20 protein-coding genes are annotated in these 19,487 nt (G+C 48.8%); 15 read left to right on the forward strand and 5 right to left on the reverse strand.

All coding sequences use genetic code 11. The annotated features are described in order from the left end of the window. Positions 1-46: 46 nt before the first annotated feature. The 5 genes from ACM9J1_RS08290 to ACM9J1_RS08310 all read right to left on the reverse strand — a co-directional run bounded on the left by ACM9J1_RS08290 (position 47) and on the right by ACM9J1_RS08310 (position 3,439). On the reverse strand, positions 47-874 hold the full coding sequence (locus tag ACM9J1_RS08290) for a TPM domain-containing protein (protein WP_415581570.1): 828 nt from the start codon (positions 872-874) through the stop codon (positions 47-49). After that, complete coding sequence (locus ACM9J1_RS08295) at positions 871-1,314, reverse strand: TPM domain-containing protein (protein ID WP_415581571.1); 444 nt, start codon at positions 1,312-1,314, stop codon at positions 871-873. The genes ACM9J1_RS08290 and ACM9J1_RS08295 overlap by 4 nt, the downstream gene beginning before the upstream one ends. Positions 1,315-1,325: 11 nt before the next feature. After that, positions 1,326-1,913 carry a LemA family protein gene (locus tag ACM9J1_RS08300; protein WP_415581572.1) on the reverse strand — a complete coding sequence of 196 codons (588 nt, stop codon included), beginning with the start codon at positions 1,911-1,913 and terminating at the stop codon, positions 1,326-1,328. Between the two features lie 216 nt (positions 1,914-2,129). Then, complete coding sequence (locus ACM9J1_RS08305) at positions 2,130-2,462, reverse strand: MerR family transcriptional regulator (protein ID WP_415581573.1); 333 nt, start codon at positions 2,460-2,462, stop codon at positions 2,130-2,132. Next, on the reverse strand, positions 2,462-3,439 hold the full coding sequence (locus tag ACM9J1_RS08310; protein WP_415581574.1) for a M23 family metallopeptidase: 978 nt from the start codon (positions 3,437-3,439) through the stop codon (positions 2,462-2,464). Before ACM9J1_RS08310 ends, ACM9J1_RS08305 begins: the two co-directional genes overlap by 1 nt. Before the next feature lie 205 nt (positions 3,440-3,644). Between ACM9J1_RS08310 and alaS the strand changes: the two genes are divergently transcribed. From alaS to paaB, 15 genes are all read left to right on the forward strand, one after another. Then, positions 3,645-6,275: an alanine--tRNA ligase gene (gene alaS, locus ACM9J1_RS08315; protein WP_415581575.1), complete on the forward strand. Its 2,631-nt coding sequence runs from the start codon at positions 3,645-3,647 to the stop codon at positions 6,273-6,275. A 219-nt stretch (positions 6,276-6,494) separates the two neighbouring features. Next, positions 6,495-7,157, forward strand: a complete 663-nt coding sequence (locus ACM9J1_RS08320) for a hypothetical protein (protein WP_415581576.1) — start codon at positions 6,495-6,497, stop codon at positions 7,155-7,157. Beyond that, a complete protein-coding gene (locus ACM9J1_RS08325) occupies positions 7,150-7,953 on the forward strand; it encodes a hypothetical protein (protein WP_415581577.1) in 804 nt (267 codons plus the stop codon). The genes ACM9J1_RS08320 and ACM9J1_RS08325 overlap by 8 nt, the downstream gene beginning before the upstream one ends. A 202-nt stretch (positions 7,954-8,155) precedes the next feature. After that, complete coding sequence (locus ACM9J1_RS08330; RefSeq protein ID WP_415581578.1) at positions 8,156-8,890, forward strand: hypothetical protein; 735 nt, start codon at positions 8,156-8,158, stop codon at positions 8,888-8,890. Positions 8,891-8,984: 94 nt separating this feature from the next. After that, positions 8,985-9,746 carry a hypothetical protein gene (locus tag ACM9J1_RS08335; protein ID WP_415581579.1) on the forward strand — a complete coding sequence of 254 codons (762 nt, stop codon included), beginning with the start codon at positions 8,985-8,987 and terminating at the stop codon, positions 9,744-9,746. A 1-nt stretch (position 9,747) separates the two neighbouring features. Next, positions 9,748-10,713 carry a GSCFA domain-containing protein gene (locus ACM9J1_RS08340; protein ID WP_415581580.1) on the forward strand — a complete coding sequence of 322 codons (966 nt, stop codon included), beginning with the start codon at positions 9,748-9,750 and terminating at the stop codon, positions 10,711-10,713. Between the two features lie 79 nt (positions 10,714-10,792). Then, positions 10,793-11,311 carry a DUF6252 domain-containing protein gene (locus ACM9J1_RS08345; protein ID WP_415581581.1) on the forward strand — a complete coding sequence of 173 codons (519 nt, stop codon included), beginning with the start codon at positions 10,793-10,795 and terminating at the stop codon, positions 11,309-11,311. A 58-nt stretch (positions 11,312-11,369) separates the two neighbouring features. Then, positions 11,370-11,672, forward strand: a complete 303-nt coding sequence (locus ACM9J1_RS08350; RefSeq protein ID WP_415581582.1) for a hypothetical protein — start codon at positions 11,370-11,372, stop codon at positions 11,670-11,672. Positions 11,673-11,730: 58 nt separating this feature from the next. Beyond that, a complete protein-coding gene (locus ACM9J1_RS08355; protein WP_415581583.1) occupies positions 11,731-13,692 on the forward strand; it encodes a tetratricopeptide repeat-containing sensor histidine kinase in 1,962 nt (653 codons plus the stop codon). After that, entirely contained in the window at positions 13,689-15,452 is a 1,764-nt protein-coding gene (locus tag ACM9J1_RS08360) for a tetratricopeptide repeat-containing sensor histidine kinase (protein WP_415581584.1), read from the forward strand. Before ACM9J1_RS08355 ends, ACM9J1_RS08360 begins: the two co-directional genes overlap by 4 nt. Beyond that, on the forward strand, positions 15,449-16,096 hold the full coding sequence (locus ACM9J1_RS08365) for a response regulator transcription factor (protein ID WP_415581585.1): 648 nt from the start codon (positions 15,449-15,451) through the stop codon (positions 16,094-16,096). Before ACM9J1_RS08360 ends, ACM9J1_RS08365 begins: the two co-directional genes overlap by 4 nt. 174 nt (positions 16,097-16,270) lie before the next feature. Further along, on the forward strand, positions 16,271-16,837 hold the full coding sequence (locus ACM9J1_RS08370) for a TetR/AcrR family transcriptional regulator (protein ID WP_415581586.1): 567 nt from the start codon (positions 16,271-16,273) through the stop codon (positions 16,835-16,837). 150 nt (positions 16,838-16,987) lie between these two features. Then, a complete protein-coding gene (gene paaE / locus ACM9J1_RS08375; protein ID WP_415581587.1) occupies positions 16,988-18,061 on the forward strand; it encodes a 1,2-phenylacetyl-CoA epoxidase subunit PaaE in 1,074 nt (357 codons plus the stop codon). A gap of 80 nt (positions 18,062-18,141) precedes the next feature. Continuing rightward, positions 18,142-19,098 carry a 1,2-phenylacetyl-CoA epoxidase subunit PaaA gene (gene paaA / locus ACM9J1_RS08380; protein ID WP_415581588.1) on the forward strand — a complete coding sequence of 319 codons (957 nt, stop codon included), beginning with the start codon at positions 18,142-18,144 and terminating at the stop codon, positions 19,096-19,098. A gap of 84 nt (positions 19,099-19,182) precedes the next feature. Further along, positions 19,183-19,467, forward strand: a complete 285-nt coding sequence (gene paaB / locus ACM9J1_RS08385; protein ID WP_415581814.1) for a 1,2-phenylacetyl-CoA epoxidase subunit PaaB — start codon at positions 19,183-19,185, stop codon at positions 19,465-19,467. Positions 19,468-19,487 lie beyond the last annotated feature (20 nt).

Genomic DNA, 19,487 nt, shown 5'->3' on the forward strand with positions numbered 1-19,487 from the left:
CGTTATTAATTATTCATTATTAACTATNNATTATTCATTAAGAAAATCACCATCCGCCGCCCGCGCCGCCTCCGGAGAAACCGCCGCCGCCAAAGCCGCCACCGAAACCGCCGCCAAAGCCGCCGCCTGATGAACCGCCCCAGCCACCGCTTCCGCCGCCACGGCCCAGACTGCTCAGGATGATAAAATCGCCGAGGTCAAAACCGCCGCGTCCGCCGCTGCCACCGCCGCCGCCTTTGTTTTTGGTGGCAATGGCAATAATGATGATGATCACGAAAATGATGAACACGAATGCGCCAATCGGAAACTCCTTGGCTTTCTTTTTACGCTCACCTTTGTATTTTCCTTTAAAGACCTTGAATAGTTCGTCTGCACCTTTGTCGAGCCCGCGGTAATAGCTTCCGGCCTTGAATTCAGGAATGATGACGTTCCGGACGATTTCGCCGTTGATGCCGGCCGTGAGTCGGTCTTCAAGACCATAGCCCGGCGCAATCCAGATTTTGCGTTCTTTTTCGGCGAGCAAGATGAACACGCCGTTGTCTTCCTTGGCTTGCCCGACGCCCCATTCGTGTCCCCATTTCGGGGCCAGCAATCCAATGTCTTCGCCGTTGATGGTTTCTACCGTCACCACGACGATTTGCGTGGAAGTCGAATCGGAATACCGGATGAGTTTTTCCTCGAGCGCCTTGGCCTCGGAATCGCTCAGCAATTTGGCGTAATCGTATAGGCTGGTCTGGAATTCCGGTTTGGGCGGAATGTTGAACTGCGCATGGCCAAACTGGAATGCCAGCAACGCCAACATGAACAGTATTTTTTTAAGCACGTCGTTTAATGTATTTGGTGCTGGTGAATTTCGGTGCGCCTTTGGTGTCATAGGCCGCCGTTTGATATTTCGTTGGACAGTTCATTCCGGTCATCGTCCTGGCACGGGAAATAGTGCCGCAGTTCTTCTCCGGCGCGCGCGATGCCTTCAATCAGGCCTTGCTTGAAATCACCGTTTTTGAAATGCGCCGCCATGACGTCTTTGGTGGAATCCCAAAAATCATCGGCCACGACATCATCAATGCCTTTGTCGCCACAAATCACGAAATGCTTGTCTTTTACGGCGATATAAATCAGGACGCCGTTCTTGAGTTCGGTGTTGTCCATCTTGAGCAAGTGGAAAACTTCCCGCGCGCGGTCAAAGGCGTCGCCCGATGCCGTCTTTTCGATGTGCACCCGGATTTCACCCGAGGTTTCCCTCTCGGCCAGCCGAATGGCTTCGACGATTTCGGCTTCTTCGGCTGCGGTCAGGAAGTTTTCTACTTTAGACATTTGTAGGTGTTTTAGAACTTGACTTCTACCGGTTTTTCGGCACCTTCAACCGCCTTGAAGTATTCTTTTTTCTGGAAGCCGAACATGCCCGCGAAAATCGAATTCGGGAATGTTGAAATGTGTGTATTGTATGGTTTCACGGCTTCGTTGAAACGGGTACGCGCGGTAAGGATTTGGTTTTCGGTGCTGGCCAATTCGTCCTGCAGTTTCAGGAAGTTTTGGTTCGCCTTCAAGTCCGGATACTGCTCAACGGTAACCAACAGTCGAGACAATGCCGACGACACGCCGCTTTGCGCCTGGCTGAATGCCGCCAATTGCTCCGGTGTGATGTTCGTTGGGTCAACTTGGATGGAAGTCGCTTTCGCGCGGGCCTCAATCACGGCGGTGAGCGTTGATTTCTCAAAGTCTGCGGCACCTTTCACGGTATTGACCAAGTTGCCGATGAGGTCATTGCGTCGTTGGTAAGACGTTTCCACATTACCCCAAGCTTCTTCGATGTTCTGGTTGAGCGATACTGCGGAGTTGTTGATTCCCTTAATCCAGAAAAACAAGATTAAGACAAGTCCGATTCCGATAATCCAAGGCAAAAATTTTCTCATGATGTTTGTTTTTAGTTGTTAGTTGCTAGTAGCTGGTGGCTAGTAGCTGCAAAGTTATTCTAGGTTAAAAAATTAAGTTGCTAGTGACTAGTTGCTAGCAGCTAGATAATTGTTCTGGGTTAAAGATTTATTTCCGATTCATGTGTAAAAGTGAAAAATTCATTTTAGAGGCGATATCTAGCCACTAACTACTAATAACTAGCCACTAAGCTACCGCTAAAGTTCGTTCTTAATACTCACCAACTGCGCCTTAATCCCTTCTAATTTACGGATGATTTCGAATTTGTCAAGCGTTTTTTTCTGGCCTTCCTTCAAATGCGTTTTCGCGCCGTCGAGCGTAAAGCCGCGTTCCTTCACCAAATGGTAAATCAGCTGGAGGTTTTTGACGTCTTCGGGCGTGAACATCCGGTTGCCCTTGGCGTTTTTCTTTGGCTTGAGGATGTCAAACTCCTTGTCCCAAAACCGGATCAGCGACGCATTCACATTGAACGCCTTGGCCAGCTCGCCGATGCTGTAATATCTTTTGTCTGGTGATAAATCGAGGTGCATTAATCTAATGATTGGTTCTCTTGGTTGGCTAATTTAGCAATTGCTACGTATTCTGCCGCCGAAATATTGCCATAATAAAAATTTAATGGGTTCACGACCACGCCGCCCTTGTGCACTTCGTAATGCAAATGCGGTGCTTCAGACCGTCCGGTGGAACCCACATAGCCGATGATTTCGCCGCGTTTTACCCGTTGCCCGGCGCGCACTTTATACTTGCTCAAATGGCCGTACAAGGTTTCATAGCCATAGCCATGACGGATGACGATGTGGTTGCCATAGCCCGATGCGCCTGCGTCGGCCCGCGCCACAACGCCGTCGCCAGTGGCAAAAATAGGCGTGCCGGTACGTGCCGAGAAATCCATTCCGGCGTGGAATTTCCGCACTTTCGTAAACGGGTCGCTGCGGTACCCAAAGCCCGAGGCCACGGCGCGCAGTTTTTCGTTCTGTACCGGTTGAATGGCCGGGATGGCCGCGAGCAGTTTGCTTTTTTCCTTGGCCAAGCGGTATATTTCGTCGAGTGATTTTGATTGGATCGCGAGTTCTTTAGACAACACATCGACCCTTTTGCGCGTATCTGTCACCAGCTGCGAATTGTTGTAACCTTCCAATTCCTTGTAGCGGTTCACGCCGCCGAAACCCGCTTTGCGTTGTTCTTCAGGAATCGGTGCGGCGTTAAAATAGGTGCGGTACAAATTGTTGTCGCGCTCCGCGATGCTGGCCATGACTTCGTCCATCTGGTCCATCTTCCGGTTGACGATATCGTAATTGATCTTGAGGTTTTCAATTTCGCGGGTCAGCAACCGGTCTTTCGGCGTCTCAAAAAAAGAGGTGTTCAACAAGAGCACGAATCCTAGAAAACCGAACAGCGCCGATGAAAGCAGAAACAGCCCGGCATATGCCAACTTCGTCCTTTTCCGCGGCTTGATTTTGCGGTAAGCCAACGTCTCCGGATCGTAGTAATATTTTACTTTCTTCATCAGTTAAAATTCCTATTTTTGCGCTTGCAAAACGCGGGCGAAAGCAAATTTAGTAAAATGTTTCCGTCTGCCGGTCAAATTTGAAAATTTGAAAATTTGAGAGTTGGAAAATGATCTATATGTGCGTTGATAGAACGAACATTCGTTTTCGATTCCAGGTTTTTGTAATCTTCAAATTTCCAAATTTTCAAATTTCCAAATTAAAATGAAGTCACAAGACATCCGCCAGCAATTCCTCGATTTCTTTAAAAGCAAAGGGCATTTAATCGTGCCGTCTGCGCCCATCGTTTTGAAAGACGACCCGACGCTCATGTTCAACAATTCGGGCATGGCGCAATTCAAGGAGTTTTTTCTGGGCAACGGCACGCCCAAAAGCCCGCGCATCGCAGACACCCAGAAATGTTTGCGCGTTTCGGGAAAACACAATGACCTCGAAGAAGTGGGCATCGATACGTATCACCATACGATGTTCGAGATGCTGGGCAACTGGTCTTTCGGCGATTACTTTAAGAAGGAAGCGATCCATTGGGCGTGGGAATTGTTGACTGAAGTCTACAAAATCGATAAGGACATTCTCTACGTGACCGTGTTCGAAGGCAACGAAGCCGAAAACGTCCCATTCGATCAGGAAGCGTTCGACATCTGGAAAACCCTCATTGCCGAAGACCGCATTTTGCTGGGCAACAAAAAAGACAATTTCTGGGAAATGGGCGACCAAGGTCCGTGCGGGCCGTGTTCCGAAATCCACGTCGACATCCGTTCGGCCGAAGAAAAAGCCAAGCAGTCGGGCCGCGAACTCGTCAACGCCGACCATCCGCAAGTCGTGGAAATCTGGAACAACGTGTTCATGGAATTCAACCGCAAAGCCGATGGTTCTTTGGAAAAATTGCCTGCGCAACACGTGGATACGGGCATGGGCTTCGAACGGTTGTGCATGGTCTTGCAAGGCGTACAATCCAACTACGACACGGACGTTTTCTCGCCGCTGATCCAGCACATCGAGAAAATCACGGGTGCAAAATATACGATCAAGGCTTCCAACGACGCCGAAGAGAAAACCAACATCGCCATCCGCGTCATCGCAGACCACGTGCGTGCGGTAGCATTCGCCATCGCCGACGGACAACTCCCGTCGAACACCGGCGCAGGTTACGTCATCCGCAGGATTTTGCGCCGCGCGATCCGTTACGGTTTTACATTCCTGAACGTAAAAGAAGCGTTCATCTACCAATTGGTCGATACGCTTGCGGCTCAAATGGGCGATTCGTTCCCGGAAATCAGGTCGCAGAAAAACTTGGTGATGAACGTGATCAAGGAAGAAGAAACGTCGTTCCTGCGTACGCTCGACCAAGGTTTACAATTGCTCGAGAATGTCGTGACCGAAACCAATGGCGAAGAAGTACCGGGCGCAAAGGCTTTTGAACTCTACGATACTTTTGGTTTCCCGAAAGATTTGACGGCGCTCATCCTCAAGGAAAAAGGCATGTCCTACAACGAAGCCGATTTCGACAAGGCGATGTTCGAACAGAAAACCCGTTCGCGTGCGGCCTCCGAAGTATCCACCGACGACTGGGTAACCGTGTCGGAAGGCGACGGATCGGAACCATTCGTGGGTTATGATACTTTGGTCAACGAAGTGAAAATCCTGCGTTACCGCAAGACCGATTCGAAAAAGGACGGCACGTTGTACCAGATCGTGCTTGACCACACGCCGTTCTATCCGGAAGGCGGCGGCCAGGTTGGCGACAAAGGCACGCTGTACAACATCAACGATTCCATCGAAGTCATCGATACCAAAAAAGAGAACAACCTCATTTTGCACTTTAGCCGCGAATTGCCCGAACATCTCGACGGCACGTTTACGGCGAAAGTGAACCGCGAACTCCGCGAGGAAACCATGGCCAACCACACGGCTACGCACCTGATGCATCAGGCATTGCGTACCATTTTGGGGACGCACGTCGAGCAAAAAGGTTCGCTCGTGGCACCGGATTATCTGCGTTTCGACTTTTCGCATTTCGCGAAGATGACCGAAGACGAGATCGCCGACGTGGAAACCTTCGTCAACGCGCGTATCAACGAGCACATCCCGCTGATGGAACGCCGCAATATGGCTTTTGCCGATGCGATTGCAGAAGGTGCGATGGCGCTTTTCGGTGAGAAATACGGTGACCATGTGCGCGCCATCAAGTTCGGCGAGAGTATGGAATTGTGTGGCGGAACACATGTGAAGAACACGGCCGACATCTGGCATTTCAAGATTGTCAGCGAAGGCGCGGTGGCTGCGGGCATCCGTCGTATCGAAGCCATTACGGGCGAAGCGGTAAAGCGTTATTTCGCCGAGCACGAAGCGTTGCTTTCCGAAATCAAAGTCGCGTTGAAAAACCCGCAAGACTCGCTCAAGGCCGTGATGTCTTTGCAGGATGAAAACGCCAAGTTGAAGAAACAGGTCGAGGCGCTTTTGAAAGACAAAGCCAAAAGCCTCAAGGGCGAATTGATGAATGATTTCCGCGAGATCAATGGCGTCCGTTTCCTGGCCAAACAAGTTGATTTGAATGCCGAAGGCGCGAAAGACCTGGCGTATGAACTCGGCAAGCTTGGGCAGAATTTGTTCTTGGTTTTGGCGACTGCCGATGAGGGCAAACCGATGCTGACGTGCTACATTTCCAAGGAACTCGTTGCCGAGAAAGGCTACAACGCAGGGCAGGTCGTCCGCGAATTGGGCAAACACATCCAAGGCGGCGGCGGCGGACAACCGTTCTTTGCAACCGCTGGCGGCAAGGATGTTTTGGGCATTCCGGCGGCGTTGGAGCAGGCTGCAGGGTTTGTTAAGTAAAAAACTTGTTAGGCAAAAAAAACTACGTATATTGCCTTAATGAATGCGATGCTAAAGCAAATCTTGATATTGTTGACGCTCACGATTATTGCCTCGTGTAGTACAGATGATGTTGCGATAGTTGATCCATCGACGACGCCTACCGATTCAATACCCACACCTAATGACTCCATTCCTAATCCTCCTCCGATTGCGCCGTTGACACCGGATTCGATTTTATTGAAGCGGCTTGTGATTAGTGGCGCTACCGTGATTGGGTCGGTGGACACGTTGGACTACGTTTATGACGGCTTGAAATTGACGAAAATTCAAGGCGATGAAAACGTGGAGTTTACCTATACCGATTCGCTAATCACTCAAATCTTTCATAGTTTTGATTTTTCGAATAGATTGGATTTGCTGGACTACGACGACGCCGGCAGGTTGAGTGGAGTTGCCGTTTATTTCGCATCTGTTTTTTCCCGGACCATTGATTTTGTTTACAATGAAGACAATACGGTGACATACGAAATCAATAACGTAAATGATACGACCCCTACCGAATGGGGACAGATTACTTTGTCGCAGGGGCGACCCACAAAGTTGGAACGTCATTATTGGGTATTTGTTTACAGTCCAAGTGGCGCAAGCAACTCCTATGTTGTCCATGAGGTTTTGTACTACATGTACGATTATAAGAAGAATCCGCTACGCAACGTAATTGGTCTGGATAAAATTACGCTGTTGAATCTCGTCAATATCAGGATGTATGATGGAATTTATGTTGGCGGTCCAAATAACGTAGTTGGAACTATTGCTGGCGCATATACTTACAACGAGTACGACTATCCGTTGAACGTTGTAAGAAGTACGACATACAATAAACAATATTTTTATGAGTAGTCTTGCCTTTAATCGAATCTTGATCGGAGCGGTCGTGTTGATGGCTATGGCTTGCTCGAGCGAAGACGAACAATCGTCTGCCGAAATTTCACCCCTACAGACAACCTCTCAAGGTGGCGTTCTTGTGAAGCAAATGATCAATCATTGGTATTCTGATGGATTTTGGCTCCACGATTATCCTTTTGATTTTATCTATGACGGAAATAAGTTGTTGCGCATTATCAATCCAGACGGTGGTAGTGTTGACTTTACCTATACTGGCAACTTGATTACAAGTATAAAGGAAAGAAGAGAATTGCTGGAATCTTCCGCACAATATGAATATTCATTATCTTATGATATGTACCATAGACTTATAAAGTGTTTAAAAACGAGTAATTATGGTGCAGATTATCGTATGTTTTATAATTATGTCGCCGACGGTATTGTAGACCGACACACTTATCGTTATGAGGGCAATTATTTCTATTATAGTTTCGATAGGTTTTCATTCACCGAAGGTGATCAAAATACTTTGTTGCCAGAAGGAACGATTATTAATTATGACGAAATGAATAGTCCGCTTAAAAATATAACAGGTTTCGATAAAATCATGTTGGCTTACCGCGTTGAGTATTTTGTGGGTGGAGGTTCTCAAATGCTTTGGGGCAACAAAGAAAACTTGCTCTCACAAAATAATCCAGAAACAGGCCAAGCCCTAAAAACCTTCGAGTACACGTATAACCAGGACAATTATCCGACAGAAATGACAGTCAAGGATTCATTGATTCGATACAAATTCACTTGTGTTTATTAGCGTTGTGAACCTGCAACCGGGAAGCAAATAATTTTTTGCCTTCACTTGGCACGTCTTGATAACGTAAAATTTCGGGAAGAATAATCTGAAACGGCGTCGGCAAACAGTCCGGAATAGTTCGCGGATTTTTCTTAAAGTTTTCATTGCAGGTTTTTTCCTTCAACTTTTTTTCGGATTATTGCGTCCACAAAAAAAAACAATCATGAAAAAAATCTTATGTTTTCTGGCCATCGGTGCGTTGGCTTTGCAATCTTGCTCGTCTTCTTCGGACGACGACGACAACGCATCAGGCGTGGTGTTGCTCAAACAAACCGTGGAAACGGACGCAGACGGCAGTACATTTACTTCTACTGCGACCTACAACGGCACCAAAATCAACAAAGTAACCTCCGACGGCGGTTACGTCGTGCAATTCACCTATACCGGTGACCTGATCACAAAAGTTGAATACAAATTGGGCGGCGTGCTCTTCCAAAAGGAAACTTATACTTATAACGGCAGTGGTCAGCTTACTTCGTATGTCATGCTCGAACTCGAAGATGACTACGGCCGTAAGGAAAACTATGTGTATAATGGCGACGGTACGATCTCGGTAAGCTATTTTAACGGCGACACCACATCGCAAACCACCAGCGACGGCACGGGCGTAATCACGTTTCTTCCAAATGGCGAAGTCGCCACGATCACGACAAGCATGGGCGAGAGCCACATCTACACGTACGACAACAAGAACAACCCGTTCAAGAATGTTACTGGATATGGCAAAATTTCCTTTACGGATATCGGCGCGTCGGGCATCATGCACAATGTAGTGTTGGACCAAATGAGTTTTGGTGCCGACGAAATCATCTATACCTACAATGCCGACAATTACCCGACCGTGGCCGTGGAAGGCTCAGGCATTAATGAAGTGACCACGACATTTACTTACTATTAATCGCGTTCAGACACGAAATCACAAATCCAGATACGCAAGTGTTTGGATTTTTTTATTGGCGGCAATTCCTTAAGTTTATCCGAAAATATAAGCCATGAAAAAACTGTTTGCGTTTCTGCTGGTCGTCGTAACGTTTTCATGTACGACCGACGACACGGGCAACGTACCGCAAGGCATGCTCCGGAAAGTGGTGCGGCAGCCTTTTGTGGGCGATGCGTTTGAAATCCGGTATTATTACGATGGGCGTAAACTCGAACGGACCGAGGCCTCGAACGACGTGCGTACGTTTTACTATTACGACGGCGACCTCATCGTCAACATCAAGACTTACGACGATACCGATTTGGCGAGCGAGCAACAATTCACCTACGACGACTCGGGGCGATTGATCCGGCGTAAATTACTCGATTACGCCAATGGCGGCCGCGACAGAAGTATTTACAATTACAATCCCGACGGTTCGGTGACGGAACTTCGGTATAATACGTTCGGCGTTTCGGAGGAAAGTTATTTGGGCACGCGCGAGTTCTTCTTTGCCGGTGGCGAAGTGTCGCATGCCATTTACATCGGTACCGATGGCGCCACACAAACCCATACGTACACCTATGACGACAAACTCGTGCCCGAACATGACATTCTCGGCATGGATCAAATCAGGTCGTTCGACCCTGAAAAATACAAAGGCATCAGCCACAACATCGTGACCGTGACGCAGACGTATTCCAACAGCCCAGCTATTGACAACTATGCGCACGTTTGGGAATACAATGACGATGGTGCGCCCACATTTTTTACGTACGACGACAGCGGCACGGTGGTCATCGACGACGGATACATCAAGTATTTCTACAAGTAAATTGGAATTGTTTACCCGCATCCCGATTGCTGTTTCGCCCAACCCGATTGGCTATGATTCGCAGGTGTTGTCGCTCGGGTCGTGTTTCGCGGTGAACATGGCCGAAAAACTGGGCTATTTCCAGTTCCGGCAAACCGTCAATCCGTTTGGGATTTTGTTCCAACCGACGGCCATCGAAAAACTTCTGGAACGCGCGATCAATGACAGCCCATTCAACGAGACAGACATTTTTTATGCGAACGACCGCTGGCAATGTTTTGACGTCCATTCAGATTTGAGCCATCCAGACGCCACGATTTTTCTACATCGGTTGAACGAGGCTTTGGCTACAACGCGAGGCCATTTGCAGCAAGCGTCGCATGTCATCGTTACACTCGGCACGGCTTGGGTGTATCGGCATAAATCTTCAGGGAATCGCGTCGCCAATTGCCACAAAATCCCGCAAACGGAATTCACTAAAGAACTGCTTCCCATAGAGGCGATTGCGGAAAGCCTCTCGCGGATCGTTTCGCTTGTGAGTCGTGATAACCCATCGGCGCAACTCATTTTTACCGTGTCGCCGGTGCGTCACCTCAAAGACGGTTTTGTGGAAAACCAACGCAGCAAAGCACATTTGATCGCGGCGCTTCATACTGTTTTGGACAAACAATCCGGCCACCAACCGCCGGTCACCAGCCACTATTTTCCATCCTACGAAATCATGATGGACGAACTCCGCGACTACCGTTTCTACGCCGACGATTTGCTGCATCCGAGCCCAATGGCCATCAACTGCATCTGGGAAAAATTTGCGGCAAGTTGGGTTTCGCCCGAAGTATTTCCGGTTATGGCCGAAGTCGATGCCGTCCGCAAGGCGCAGTCACACCGGCCGTTCAACCCTGATGCCGACAGTTACAGGAAGTTCGTTCAGGCCACAACTGAAAAAATCGCCGCGTTGCAAGTCCGGTTTCCGCACATGGCATTCTGATCAAAATACGAAAAAGTCCGTATTGAACGGCACGCCTCGATAAGGTTACTTTGCTTTCATAAACCAACAAAATTTACAAATGAAAGCAGTTAAACTATTCGGAAAATGTTTGTTTTTTTCTCTGTCGATGCTCGCGCTCTCCTGCAGCAGCGATGATGATGGCGGCGGCGGTTCAACACCATCCGGCACGTACATCAAAGCCAAAGTTGATGGCACGCAATACGTGACGTACAACATCAGCGGATTTTCCGCGGGCGTGGCCACTTCTACCGGTTCGGGCAGCGGCAGGCTGATCATGATTTCGGGAAGCAACGACATGTCTGGCGCTACCTCGTTTTCCATCAACCTGCTCGGCATCAACAGTACGGGCGAATACACCATCGGGCCAGACAGTGACAGCACATTGGCTTTTGTCCTGACCGGATCTGGCGTAAGCTACGACACCAGCAATTGCGAAGGCGCCACCGGAACCATCAACATCACGACCTTGAACGATTCCAAAGTGGAAGGCACGTTTAGCTTTACCGGCAAAGACGACGAGAATTGTACGGATTCAAAATCAGTGACGCAGGGTTCATTCCGCGGCGAGTTTTTGTAATGTATGACAGCAGCCGGGGCATTAAAGTCCCGGCTTTCCCCATTAATAACCGACCTACATGATAACCTTTAGAAGAATGATTTATTTGCTGATTGCCATCATCGTTTTACTGAGTGTCACCATCGTAGTGCTCAGCATCAATTTCCGGAAAGCGCAACTCAGCCACAATAGGAAAGTGAGCGATCTGCATTACGTGATTGCACAATTGACCGCCGACAACGATGAAAAACTGGCGCAGTTGGAACTCTCGGACGAACTCCGGCTGACGTTGCAATCGGCGCGGGATAAGCTCGACCGCCAAATCCTGGAACTGCAACACGACTTGGTAGGCAAAATAGTACAGCATGGACTGGTCGATTAATACACCTGGACAATTTCTGTTCAGGTTTTGTTATTTTAGGCGTAAAATATCCCGGACGATGCAAACCCAACGCGCGACATTCGCCTTTTATACCGCATTGATTTTGGCGACATTGCTCCTGTCGTGCACCAAGGAAACCAAGCCTGAAGTCATCGCGCACAGTGCCACGCAGAAATCCATCATCAAAGTTTTTAATGCCGCGCGCACCATGAGCGATCGGGGTATCGATTCTTCGACAGTGACTCGGATCGAAAAAATCGCTACAAAGGAATCGGCCGAATTTCAAGCGATGGCGCACATCATTTCGGGGATTTATTATTCCGGACAGTCGTCATACGAACTCGGTAAGAAACACTTCGAGAAAGGACTGAAAAAAGCCAGACAAGCAGAATCGGATACGTTAAAGGCGTTCGCGCTCACCGGCATCGGCAACGGCTATCGGCATACCGGCGACTATCCGAAGGCGCAACGGTATCTGTACGATGCGCTCCGGATTTTTGAAAACCGACGGGACAGTATCAGCATCGGGCGCGTGACGGCATTCATCGGCGAACTTCATTTGCAGAAGGCAGATTTGAAAGCCGCCAAGGAAAACCTTGAAACCGCACTCAGGATTCTCGATAGGCATAAGGCCGAAACCGGTTGGTTAAGTGCGGCGCATACATTGGCCAATGTGTATGGCATGAGCGGCGATTACGAAAGTGCACTCAAACTGGATGAGATTGGCATCAGGATTTCGGACAGCATCCGGTCTCCGCGCACCAAGTCCACGTTTTACGACAACAAAGCCAATTGCTACTTGTTCAGCGGAAAACTCGACAGCGCAGATTATTATTTCAACGAATGTCTCAAACTTGATTTGGCTTCTGGCAGCAAAAAGCAAATCGCCGATTCATACAGCAACCTGGGAAATTTGGCATCGTTTCGCGGCGACCACGACAAAGGCATCGCACTGACGCTTAAAAGCATCGACATCTTAAAAGACGTCAACAACAAATTCAACCTGGGGAAATCCTATCAAATCCTATCGGAAATCTATGAACGCAAAGGCGACCACAAAAATGCCCTTGCCGCCGAACGCCTATTTTTCGAGGAATACAAAAAACTGGTCAACGAGAAAAAGGAAGCGTCTTTGGCCGAGTTCCGCATCTTGCACGAGACAGACCGTAAAGAGCGCGAACTGGCGGAGAACCGGCTCAAACTCGTCCAGAAAGATGCCGAAGTCCGCAACCGTAATAATTTGCTGATCGTGTTGTCTTTGCTGGTGTTTTTCATCGCGCTCGTCGGGTTGCTCATCAACCGCCAGCAAAAAATGAAAAACCGCCAATTGGCGCAGGAACACGAACTCAAGACGGCCATTGCGCAAATCGAGACGCAGAACAAACTGCAGCAGCAACGGCTCGAGATTTCACGCGACTTGCACGACAACATCGGCGCGCAACTCACGTTCATCATTTCTTCCGTGGACGACATCAAATATGCCTTCGACCTGAAGAATGCCAAACTCGACGACAAACTGCAGAACATCAGCGTGTTTGCCAAGGAAACCATCATCGAACTGCGCGACACGATTTGGGCCATGAACCACAGTACGATCACGCTCGAGGAATTGCGGTCCAGAATTATGAATTTCATCGAAAAGGCGAAGGAAGCCAACGGGTTGGTGTCGTTTAAATTCAACATGCCCGAATCGTTGCAAGATGTGCCGTTTACGTCGCTCATCGGGATGAACATCTACCGCACCGTGCAGGAAGCCATTCACAACGCCATTAAATATTCCGGAGCGCGTGACATCGTGATCGATGTGGCGCAACAATCCGTATCGGATAGGGCATTGAACATTACGGTTCGCGACAACGGGCGCGGTTTCAGCACGGCAGACGTCGCCCGCGGGAACGGCATCGGCAACATGGAAAAACGCATCGCCGACATTGGCGGTACGCTGACCATTACCTCTGAAGCGGGCACGGGCACGACCGTCGAGATCACGCTTCCGGGAAAATCCACAGCACAGCTATGAGCAAGCGGTTGTTGATAGCGTTTCTTTTTGCTCCGGCGCTGTTTTGGGCGCAGGACAGGAAATCCATCGATTCACTCAACAACCTTTCGTTCGATACCAAGACCAACCGCGCGGCCACGATCGGCAAATTGTTTCACGCGAATGCCGCCGCCGCAAAGAAAATTGGGTATGCTTTGGGCGAGGCCGACAGTTACGCCAACCTTGGATTGATTTACTATTACCGTGGCAAGTACGAGCAATCGGTGGCATTCCGGCTCAAGGCGATCGCACTTTACGAAAACATCGGCAACCGCCAAAAACTCGCCCACGAATACGGCGAATTGGGTTATGCGATGAAACGCCGCAACATGCCGCGCGCCCAGGGTTACATGCGCAAAGCCATCGCCATTGCGGAACAAGACCAATTGCGCTTTGAACTTTGCGGGATTTACGACAATTACGGCGTGCTCAAGGAAATGCAACACCAGCTCGACAGCGCCATGCTATTCTATCGGAAAGGCTTGCAGTTGAAAGAGCAATTCGCCGACAGCATCGGGATTCCGTACAGTTTGAACAACATCGCTGGATTGTATGCCATGAGGAAGCGTTATGATGATGCCTTGCCAGTGTATGAGAAAGCGCTACAGATTCGCGTGGCCAGGCGGGATTTTGCCGGGATGGCCGAGACTTACGCCAGCATCGCCGCGTTGTACGCAGAGACGAAACAGCTAGACAAAGCCGTGGAAAATTACCGGAAATCCATCGCGTCGGCGCAGCAGAACGGCTACATCCATCACGCCGCTTTGACCTTTCGGAGTTTGGCCGACGTGTATGAAAAACAGGGTAAGACTGATTTGGCCTACGACAGCTACAAGCAGTATGTCACCTACAAAGACAGCGTGCTCAACAAGGAAACCAATGCCCTGATCGCGGAGCTGGAGGTGCAGTTCGAGAGCCAGAAAAAAGAGAAAATGCTGCTGGAAAAACAAGCCGAAGTCAACCAGCAGCGGCAATACATCCTGGTGGTTTCGCTCATTGCGATTTGCGTCGCTGCCATTGGGTATTTGCTCTATCGGCAACAAAAAATCAGAAACCGGCAACAGGCGCAGGAACACGAACTCCGGGCGGCGATTGCGCAAATCGAGATGCAGAACCAATTGCAGCAGCAGCGGCTTGAGATTTCACGCGATTTGCACGACAACATCGGGTCGCAACTCACGTTCATCATTTCTTCATTGGACAACCTGCGGTTCGGATTTGATTTGAGCGACAGCAAAATCGGGCAAAAACTCCAAAGCATCGGCAGTTTTACACGGGATACCATCGTGGAATTGCGCGACACGATCTGGGCCATGAACCACAATGATATCGGGCTGGAGGATTTGCGCGTCCGGATTGCGAATTTTATCGATAAGGCGCAGGAAGCCGCAACCGACGTGCAATTCAGTTTTACCATAGCCGACGATTTGTCCGGCGTCCGGCTCACCTCGGTGCAAGGCATGAACGTGTATCGCGTCATCCAGGAAGCGGTGAACAACGCCCTGAAATATGCCGATGCGAAAAACATTGCCATCGGCATTTCAAAATCAGGAAATAATATCGATATTGTGGTAACCGACAATGGCCGTGGTTTTGACCCTGCGCAGGCGCCATCAGGCAACGGGCTATTGAATATGCAGAAACGCTCGGAAGCGGTCGGCGGTAAATTTTCACTTGCCTCATCGCCCGGAAAGGGCACAACAATCACACTGGTTCTGGACCAGCAAGCACTACGATCATGATCAAATTAGCCATCGTTGACGACAATGTTTTCCTGCAAAAAGCCATTGCGGAAAAGCTCTCTTTTTTTGATGACCTTAACTGTCGGTTCACTGCTTCGAACGGCTTGGAATTGCTCGAGAAACTCGACGGCACGGCAAAGATCGACTTGATTTTGATGGACATCGAAATGCCCAAGATGAACGGCATCGAAGCCACCGAAATCGTCAAGCAGAAATACCCGCACTTGAAAATCATCATGCTGACCGTTTTTGACAACGATGAAAACATCTTTAAATCGATCAAGGCCGGCGCCGATGGTTATCTGCTCAAGGAAGTCAACCCAAAAGACTTGCACCAAGGCATCCTGGAAACCATGAACGGCGGTGCTACGATGACGCCATCGATTGCCCTGAAAACCCTGAAATTATTCCGCAACCCAATGGTTTTTGACAACCAGCAACAGTCCGAGGAAGTTAACCTTACGGCGCGGGAAATCGAAGTGCTCGAACAATTGAGTAAAGGTTTGAAATACAACCATATCGCAGAAAACTTGGTGCTGTCTGTCGGGACGATACGCAAACACATCGAGAATATTTACGCCAAATTGCAGGTGCACAACAAAATAGAGGCGATACAGAAGGCGAAGAACAACAATTTGATTTAGGTTTTTAGTGGTTAGTTGGTAGTGGCTAGTTGATAGTGGCTAGTGGTTAGATGTTTCACCTTGTTGGAACGATTCGAATCGGACAAGCGGTTCAGTATTGTTTTTAAGCCGAATTTTTTTATATTTTTACGAGCCTTTTAATGTTAGACAAATTATCTAGCCACTCGCTGCTGCATGAAGCCCGACCGGAAAACCGAAATCATCAACATTTCCGCAATCCTTTTCAAGGAGAAAGGCTACAGCGCCGTAACCATGCGAGATATCGCGCAGGCCATGCACATCAAGGCGGCGAGTTTGTACAACCACATCAAATCCAAGCACGAAATCCTGTCGTTGATTGTCATCGCGATTGCCGAGGAATATACCCACACTATTTCGGACATTGTCGCGTCAGACCAAACCGCAGTACAGAAACTCGAGAAAGTCATCCAGTTGCATATTGACATTACCGTCCGGAATCCGGAAGCATTGGCGTCGCTCAACAATGATTGGATGCATTTGCCGCCCGCGGAATTGGCGTATTTCCTGAAGATGCGGGAAGAATATGAGGAAATGTTCCGGAGCATCATCAAGAAAGGCATTGCCGATGGCGAATTCAAGAAGCAAAACCCGGAAGTAATTATTTTCTCGATGCTGTCAACCCTCCGGACGCTTTATTTGTGGTACGGCAAAAAGAAGGATTTTACCCCGAAAATCCTCAAGGAAAACCTGCCTGAAATCTTGTTGCGCGGTATCGTTTAAACCCATTTGATGGACTGTTTCGATTGCGTGTAAATTGTTGGTTTTCAACAGTGATGCAATTTTTCAAACGTTGTCGTAAACTTTTGGCAAATAATAATTAAATTTGCATATTTGACTAACAAATGTTAGTTGTAATCAAAAGTGTTCGATATGGCAAAGTTCCATCCGGTCAAAGTACGCGACCTCTACAAGGAAACCAAGGATTGTTCGGTAATTGCACTGGATATTCCCGATGACATCCGCGAAGATTTCCGTTTCACGCATGGCCAGCACCTTACGATTCGCGCCATGATTGACGGTCAGGAAGTGCGCCGAAACTATTCGCTCTGCACCAGCCCAACCGAAAACCAATGGAAAGTCGCGGTGAAGAAAATAAATGGCGGGCTGTTCTCGTCCTACGTGAATGAAACGCTCCGCAAAGGCGATACGCTGGATGTCATGCCGCCGTCTGGTGTATTCCATACGCCGATTGAACCCGAGAAAGCCAAGAATTACATCGTGTTTGCTGCCGGAAGTGGCATTACCCCGATTTTGTCGATCATCAAAACCCATTTGGCGCTCGAACCCAAAAGCACGTTCAAGCTTTTTTACCTGAACCGCAGCGTGAAGTCAATTATCTTTAAGGAAGAAATTGAACAGCTCAAGAACAAATATTTTGGGCGGTTTGAGATTTTCCATTTCCTGACCAAGGAACGCCGTAACGTAGAATTGTTCAACGGGCGGTTTACCAAGGAGAAAATGGAAGTCATCACCAAAGCGTTGATGGATATAGACGACACCGACGAATGTTTCATCTGTGGCCCGGAAGACATGATTTTCCTGATCCGCGACGCGTTGGTCGCCGCCGGGTTGCCGAAGGAAAAAATCCATTTCGAACTGTTCAATACCGGTCATTCGGAAGCCGATAAAGCCCGCGCCAGCAAAGCGCTGGAAAACAAAGTAACGGGAACAGAAGTCACCATTATCGATGGCGGAAAGGAATTCCATTTTGTGATGGATGACGATTACGATAATATTTTGGATGGCGCACTCGCTGCCGGTGCCGATTTGCCCTACGCCTGCAAAGGCGGTGTATGCAGCACGTGCAAATGTCGCGTGGTGGAAGGCAGCGTCCAGATGAAAACCAATTACGCACTCGATGACAAAGAGGTCGCGCAGAATCTGGTGCTCAGTTGCCAGTCTGTCCCGACATCGGGGAAAGTCGTCGTGGATTTTGACGTGTAGATAATGAATAATGAACAATTAATAATTAATAGCGAACCCAATTATTCATTATTAATTATTAACTATTAATTGAAAAAACTATGTCTGAGCTTGAATTGCAACAATTAGAAGCGGCGTTCGACCAAAAAATAGTCAACGACCAGAAGATCGAACCCAAAGATTGGATGCCTGAGAAATACCGCCAAACGCACATCAGGCAAATTTCACAGCACGCGCATTCAGAAGTTGTAGGCATGTTGCCGGAAGGAAACTGGATTACCCGCGCGCCTTCGCTTCGCCGTAAAGTGGCGTTGCTGGCCAAGGTGCAGGACGAAGCCGGACACGGGCTGTATTTGTACAGTGCCTGCGAAACGCTCGGTATTTCGCGCGATGAATTGTACGACCAATTGCATTCGGGCGAAGCCAAATACTCTTCCATCTTTAATTATCCGACTGTAACTTGGGCCGACATGGGCGCCATTGGCTGGCTCGTGGACGGCGCGGCGATCATCAACCAAGTAGCGCTTACCAATACGTCTTATGGGCCGTATGCACGCGCCATGGTCAGGATTTGCAAGGAAGAAAGTTTCCACCAACGACAAGGTTTTGAGATCATGATGACATTGGCCGAAGGCACGCCGGAACAAAAAGCGATGGCACAAGATGCGCTCAACCGCTGGTGGTGGCCGTCTTTGATGATGTTCGGCCCGACTGATGCAGAATCTGTACACACCGCGCAATCCATGAAATGGAAACTCAAGCGCAAAACCAACGATGAACTTCGCCAGCAATTTATCGATCAAACCGTGCCGCAAGCACACTTGATCGGACTTACGATTCCAGACCCTGACCTGAAATGGAACGAGGCCAAAGGCGGCTATGACTTCGGCCCAATCAACTGGGATGAATTCTGGCAGGTCGTGAAAGGCTATGGCCCGTGCAACAAAAGCCGGATGGATGCCCGCAAAGGCGCTTGGGACGAAGGCAAATGGGTACGCGACGCAGCCGTGGCTTACGCTGAAAAGCAAGAAGCCAATCTTGAAATGGCAAACGCCTAACGACACTATCAAATCAATAAACCCGTCGAAATCTGAGGTACGGATTCAATCGTTCGACTTTCGACATTCGACAATAGACTGATAATCATGAAAAATTGGCCACTTTGGGAAGTATTTATCCGCTCCAAGAACGGACTGGAACACCGTCATTGCGGTAGCCTGCACGCGAGCGATGCCACGATGGCGCTCGAAAATGCCCGTGATGTTTATACCCGCCGCATGGAAGGCGTGAGCATCTGGGTTGTGCCGTCCACGGCGATTACGGCATCAAACCCTGAAAACAACGGGGAATTTTTTGAGCCTGCAAAAGACAAGGCGTACCGCCATCCGACATTTTACATTTTGCCGGAGGAATTGAAACATATGTAAGTCGAAAGTGTAAAGTCGAA

It is taken from the genome of Flavobacterium longum (assembly GCF_965137575.1).
Lineage (GTDB): Bacteria > Bacteroidota > Bacteroidia > Flavobacteriales > Flavobacteriaceae > Flavobacterium > Flavobacterium longum.

What these genes read in the sequence shown, in the direction of transcription:
- ACM9J1_RS08290 (WP_415581570.1), bottom strand. Translation starts at nt 874, where the DNA reads ATGACACCAAAGGCGCACCGAAATTCACCAGCACCAAATACATTAAAC.
- ACM9J1_RS08295 (WP_415581571.1), bottom strand. Translation starts at nt 1,314, where the DNA reads ATGTCTAAAGTAGAAAACTTCCTGACCGCAGCCGAAGAAGCCGAAATC.
- ACM9J1_RS08300 (WP_415581572.1), bottom strand. Translation starts at nt 1,913, where the DNA reads ATGAGAAAATTTTTGCCTTGGATTATCGGAATCGGACTTGTCTTAATC.
- ACM9J1_RS08305 (WP_415581573.1), bottom strand. Translation starts at nt 2,462, where the DNA reads ATGCACCTCGATTTATCACCAGACAAAAGATATTACAGCATCGGCGAG.
- ACM9J1_RS08310 (WP_415581574.1), bottom strand. Translation starts at nt 3,439, where the DNA reads ATGAAGAAAGTAAAATATTACTACGATCCGGAGACGTTGGCTTACCGC.
- alaS (WP_415581575.1), top strand. Translation starts at nt 3,645, where the DNA reads ATGAAGTCACAAGACATCCGCCAGCAATTCCTCGATTTCTTTAAAAGC.
- ACM9J1_RS08325 (WP_415581577.1), top strand. Translation starts at nt 7,150, where the DNA reads ATGAGTAGTCTTGCCTTTAATCGAATCTTGATCGGAGCGGTCGTGTTG.
- ACM9J1_RS08330 (WP_415581578.1), top strand. Translation starts at nt 8,156, where the DNA reads ATGAAAAAAATCTTATGTTTTCTGGCCATCGGTGCGTTGGCTTTGCAA.
- ACM9J1_RS08335 (WP_415581579.1), top strand. Translation starts at nt 8,985, where the DNA reads ATGAAAAAACTGTTTGCGTTTCTGCTGGTCGTCGTAACGTTTTCATGT.
- ACM9J1_RS08345 (WP_415581581.1), top strand. Translation starts at nt 10,793, where the DNA reads ATGAAAGCAGTTAAACTATTCGGAAAATGTTTGTTTTTTTCTCTGTCG.
- ACM9J1_RS08350 (WP_415581582.1), top strand. Translation starts at nt 11,370, where the DNA reads ATGATAACCTTTAGAAGAATGATTTATTTGCTGATTGCCATCATCGTT.
- ACM9J1_RS08355 (WP_415581583.1), top strand. Translation starts at nt 11,731, where the DNA reads ATGCAAACCCAACGCGCGACATTCGCCTTTTATACCGCATTGATTTTG.
- ACM9J1_RS08360 (WP_415581584.1), top strand. Translation starts at nt 13,689, where the DNA reads ATGAGCAAGCGGTTGTTGATAGCGTTTCTTTTTGCTCCGGCGCTGTTT.
- ACM9J1_RS08365 (WP_415581585.1), top strand. Translation starts at nt 15,449, where the DNA reads ATGATCAAATTAGCCATCGTTGACGACAATGTTTTCCTGCAAAAAGCC.
- ACM9J1_RS08370 (WP_415581586.1), top strand. Translation starts at nt 16,271, where the DNA reads ATGAAGCCCGACCGGAAAACCGAAATCATCAACATTTCCGCAATCCTT.
- paaE (WP_415581587.1), top strand. Translation starts at nt 16,988, where the DNA reads ATGGCAAAGTTCCATCCGGTCAAAGTACGCGACCTCTACAAGGAAACC.
- paaA (WP_415581588.1), top strand. Translation starts at nt 18,142, where the DNA reads ATGTCTGAGCTTGAATTGCAACAATTAGAAGCGGCGTTCGACCAAAAA.